Here is a 4511-nt window from a genome sequence, read left to right on the forward strand (position 1 = left end):
GTCACTTACAACGAATTATGCCGGAAATGCCAGCACGGGTGCAGGCAGAGCTTCCGGGCGGTTGTGATTGACTGCCCCCGTTATTTATCCAAACGAGCAAAGAAAAAGGAGGAACACACCGAATGAATTTTGAATTTATGACGATAGACACACCATTGCCGCCCTGTATGCCCTTTCCCAGAGCGTTGACAGGATTTCCAGTCAGCAGCACCGCAAAGGTCATGTACTGCCGGATGCTGGACGCTATGCTGTCCAAAGGGCAGGAGGACGAAAATGGAATCCTGTTTGTCTGCTTCCCTGTCACAGCCATTGCTACAGTCCTGTCCCGCAGCCCCATGACGGTCAAGCGTTCTTTGAATGAACTGGAAACCGCCGGGCTTATCATGCGGGTGCGTCAGGGCATTGGAGAACCAAACTGGATTTATGTGCTGATACCGGGAAAGGAGAACGCTGCCCTTGCCTGATACCTCAAAGCTGGAAAAGCTCAACCGGGAGTTGGAAAAAAGCGAAAAGAAACTGCGGAAAGCCATCAATGATGAAAAGGCGTTGCAGCACCAGTTGAAGCAGCTTACCCGAAAGGAACGGACGCACCGGCTCTGTATCCGTGGCGGTATGCTGGAAAGTTTTCTGCAAGAGCCGGAACGCCTGACAGATGATGATGTCAAGGTGTTGCTCAAAATCATTTTTCACAGGCAGGACACGCAGGAATTATTGAAAAAACTGCTGGAACGGAAGAAGCCAGAAACCCCTTAGTTTACTAAGGGCGCAATTATACACCACCCAGAGGTTGGTGCATTGCGTTCTCCGAAGGCTCCTCGCCGGAGGGCTGTGATTTTCCGCAGTCATGGTCTGCTCCAAATCATACAGGGGACGCTACGCTTCCCCTGCGCTGGCTACCACCAGCTACCCTTTTGTGGACTTGCCATCTGGGGACACCTTGCGTTGCAAGCTGTTCCCAGCCGACAAGTTTGAAGTTATAAGTGGATTTTTGCGAAGCTGTATGATATTATTATTTTATAACGCTTTGAAAATTCGTGGATTACTTAACAAATTAGAAGGAGGTATTTTATATGTTTAAAAAAGCTTTTTGGGTTCCTTATGAGGATAGTGCCAATTACCCAACTCTTGCAAAAACTATGGAAGCAATTTCAAAGTATTGTGAAGAAAATGGTAAGTCTTATACATTTATTAACGATGACGAAGTGGAGATAAATGGAAAAAGATATGAAATATATAGGGGCTACGAAAATGGTAGTAGGGGAAATTACGGCATAAAATGTAAAGAAAAATAAATCCAGTTTGTTATTCTACACACATCGGGTCAACTTGTCCCGAACTTTTACAACTAAATATCCGCCGCCCACAAAGCGGCACACCAAGCAGGAAATCTGAAAAAGGTTGCCTGCTTTTTTTCTGCCCAAAATGAGGTGGTAAAACGCCATCCCATCCATAAATCAAGGAAAGGAGGGACTCGAAATGCCCTGTCCACACAACGAAATTTCTATTGTGCAGCGAAGCCAACAGCAGTCTGCGGTTGCCGCCGCTGCTTACCAGAGCGGCGAAAAGCTGTTCTGTGAATACGATCAGGAAGTGAAGCACTACCCGGAAAAGCGTGGTATCGTCCACAATGAAATCCTGCTCCCGGCAAATGCCCCGCCGGAGTATGCAGACCGCAATACTTTATGGAACGCCGCCGAAGCGGTGGAAAAACAATGGAACTCCCAGCTTGCAAGGCGGTGGGTGCTGACCATCCCCAGAGAGATACCGCCCGACCAGTATGCTGTCCTTGTCCGGGAGTTTTGTGAACAGCAGTTTGTTTCCAAAGGGATGATTGTTGACTTTGCCATCCATGACCCCCACCCGCCGGGACACAATCCCCACGCCCATGTCTTACTCACTATGAGGGCAATGGACGAACATGGGAAATGGCTTCCCAAGAGCCGCAAGGTTTATGACCTTGATGAAAACGGAGAACGGATAAAACTTCCGTCCGGCAGGTGGAAAAGCCATAAGGAGGATACGGTTGACTGGAACGACCAGAAGTATTGTGAAATCTGGCGGCATGAATGGGAGGTCATCCAGAACCGCTATCTGGAAGCCAATGACCGCCCGGAGCGTGTGGACTTGCGTTCCTATGCCAGACAGGGGCTTGATATTATCCCTACTGTCCATGAGGGGGCTGCTGTCCGGCAGATGGAAAAGCGTGGAATCCAGACGAATATCGGCAACCTGAACCGGGAAATCAGAGCCGCCAACAGTCTGATGAAGTCCATCCGGCAGCTTATCCAAAACCTCAAAGGCTGGATTACCGAGCTGGGCGAAAAACGGAAAGAACTGCTTGCACAAAAGGCGGCGGAGGAAGCGACACTTCTTCCCAATCTGCTGATGAGGTATATGGAGATACGAAAGGAAGAACGGAAGGACTGGACAAGGGCTGGACAGAACCGGGGGACTTCACAGGACTTAAAGGCAGTCAGCGAAGCCCTGTCCTATCTCCGGCAAAAGGGGCTTTCCACTGTGGAGGATTTAGAAGCATTTCTGGAATCTTCCGGGAAATCAGCCGCAGATTACCGCAATCAGATGAAGCCAAAGGAAGCCCGCAGCAAAGTGATTGACGGGATTCTTGCCAGCCGAACAGACTGCAAGGAATGTAAGCCTTTCTATGAGAAGTACCAGAAGATATTTTTCAAGAAAACAAAGGAGAAATTCAAACAGGAACACCCGGAGGTTGCCCGGTATGAGAAAGCCGCTGCCTACCTTGCCAAGCACCCGGACGATAAGGACAGTACCCAAAAGGAGCTGCAAGAGGAGCAGGAAAAACTTCTCAGCGAAATCGCAGAGCTGAAAGTACCGATGACCGAGGTACAGGAGGATTTGAAGAAGCTGCGGGACATCCGCTACTGGGTACGGAAAGCCACACCCGGCACAGAGGAAAGTAAAGAGCCGCCTAAGAAGCAGCCCATCAAGGAAGTCTTGCAGGATAAGGCTGACGAGAAAAAGGCTCAAAGAACCGCCCCAGCACAGGCGAAACACAGACAACAGGATATGGAACTTTAACAGGCACTTGCCATTTTCAATCAGAGAATGTCAGGTGCTTTTCTTATTTTCAAGGAGGGATAGATTTGAATGTATTTGAAGCTGTGAAGCAGTCCGTCACAACCAGACAGGCTGCGGAGCATTATGGAATCCATGTAGGTCGGAACGGGATGGCTTGCTGCCCGTTCCATAACGATAAAACCCCAAGCATGAAGCTGGATCGGCGTTACCACTGCTTCGGCTGCGGTGCGGATGGGGATGTGATTGATTTTGCCGCCGCCCTGTATGGGCTGGGAAAGAAAGAAGCCGCCGTACAACTGGCACAGGACTTCGGGCTTTCCTATGAGGACTGGAAACCGCCGGGAAAGGCAAAAAAGCCCAAGCCCCGGCAGAAATCCCCGGAGGAACAGTTTCAGGAAGCAAAGAACCGCTGCTTCCGTATTCTTACCGATTATCTTCACTTGCTTATGGCATGGAGAACGGACTACGCCCCGCACTCCCCGGAGGAAGCCTTTCATCCCCGGTTTGTGGAAGCCTTACAGAAGCAAGACCAAGTGGAATATCTGCTGGATGTGCTGCTCTTTGGGGAAACGGAGGAAAAAGCGGCTTTGATTACGGACTACGGAAAGGATGTGATACAGCTTGAACAGCGAATGGCAGAGCTTGCAGCCGCAGACGCAGCAAGAACCAAAAAACACCATGAACGCCATGCAGCCGCCCCAGAGCGTTGAGGAAATCAAGGCGGGACTGGAAACTACCGAGAAAGGCGGTGTCCGTCAGAGCATACGGAACTGCCTGACCGTATTCCAGCGTGACCCGCTGCTTTCCGGGGCTATCGCATACAACATCCTGACCGACCGCAAGGACATCATAAAGCCCATCGGCTTCCACAGAGAAAGCACCGCCCTGAACGATACGGACATGAAGTATCTGCTTCTCTATCTGGAAGAAACCTACGGGCTTACCAATGAGAAAAAGATTGATAACGCCATCGGGATTGTGGCGAATGAAAACAAGTACCATCCCATCCGGGACTACCTAAGTGCCCTTGTGTGGGACGGGACAGAACGAATCCGTTTCTGTCTGCGGCACTTTCTGGGGACTGACGCAGACGATTACACCTATGAAGCGTTGAAGCTGTTCCTGCTGGGTGCAATCTCACGAGCCTTTCAGCCGGGGTGTAAGTTTGAAATCATGCTCTGTCTGGTCGGCGGTCAGGGGGCTGGCAAGTCCACCTTCTTCCGTCTGCTGGCAGTCCGGGACGAGTGGTTCTCCGATGATTTGCGGAAGCTGGACGATGACAATGTGTACCGCAAGCTGCAAGGTCACTGGATTATCGAAATGTCGGAAATGATGGCAACCGCCAACGCCAAGAGCATTGAGGAAATCAAGTCATTTTTAAGCCGGCAGAAAGAAGTTTACAAGATACCCTATGAAACCCACCCGGCAGACCGCCCCCGTCAGTGCGTGTTTGG

At 50.5% G+C, this 4511-nt stretch carries 6 protein-coding genes; all 6 read left to right on the forward strand.

Annotated features, from left to right (window positions below; all coding sequences use genetic code 11):
• The first annotated feature begins 122 nt into the window (after positions 1–122).
• Positions 123–464, forward strand: a complete 342-nt coding sequence (locus PG722_RS13665; protein WP_270580857.1) for a DeoR family transcriptional regulator — start codon at positions 123–125, stop codon at positions 462–464.
• On the forward strand, positions 457–753 hold the full coding sequence (locus tag PG722_RS13670) for a DUF3847 domain-containing protein (protein ID WP_008703759.1): 297 nt from the start codon (positions 457–459) through the stop codon (positions 751–753). The genes PG722_RS13665 and PG722_RS13670 overlap by 8 nt, the downstream gene beginning before the upstream one ends.
• A gap of 317 nt (positions 754–1070) precedes the next feature.
• Positions 1071–1292: a DUF4318 domain-containing protein gene (locus tag PG722_RS13675; protein ID WP_002596507.1), complete on the forward strand. Its 222-nt coding sequence runs from the start codon at positions 1071–1073 to the stop codon at positions 1290–1292.
• A gap of 184 nt (positions 1293–1476) precedes the next feature.
• Positions 1477–3057 carry a MobQ family relaxase gene (gene mobQ / locus PG722_RS13680; RefSeq protein WP_270580858.1) on the forward strand — a complete coding sequence of 527 codons (1581 nt, stop codon included), beginning with the start codon at positions 1477–1479 and terminating at the stop codon, positions 3055–3057.
• A gap of 65 nt (positions 3058–3122) precedes the next feature.
• On the forward strand, positions 3123–3767 hold the full coding sequence (locus PG722_RS13685; RefSeq protein ID WP_118572183.1) for a CHC2 zinc finger domain-containing protein: 645 nt from the start codon (positions 3123–3125) through the stop codon (positions 3765–3767).
• The coding region (locus tag PG722_RS13690) for a VapE domain-containing protein (protein WP_270580859.1) at positions 3736–4511 on the forward strand (776 nt) is incomplete at its 3' end. The genes PG722_RS13685 and PG722_RS13690, both read left to right, overlap by 32 nt.

Origin of the sequence: Butyricicoccus sp. OF27-2pH9A, assembly GCF_027693185.1 — a bacterium.
In the GTDB taxonomy this organism is placed as follows: domain Bacteria; phylum Bacillota; class Clostridia; order Oscillospirales; family Butyricicoccaceae; genus Agathobaculum; species Agathobaculum butyriciproducens.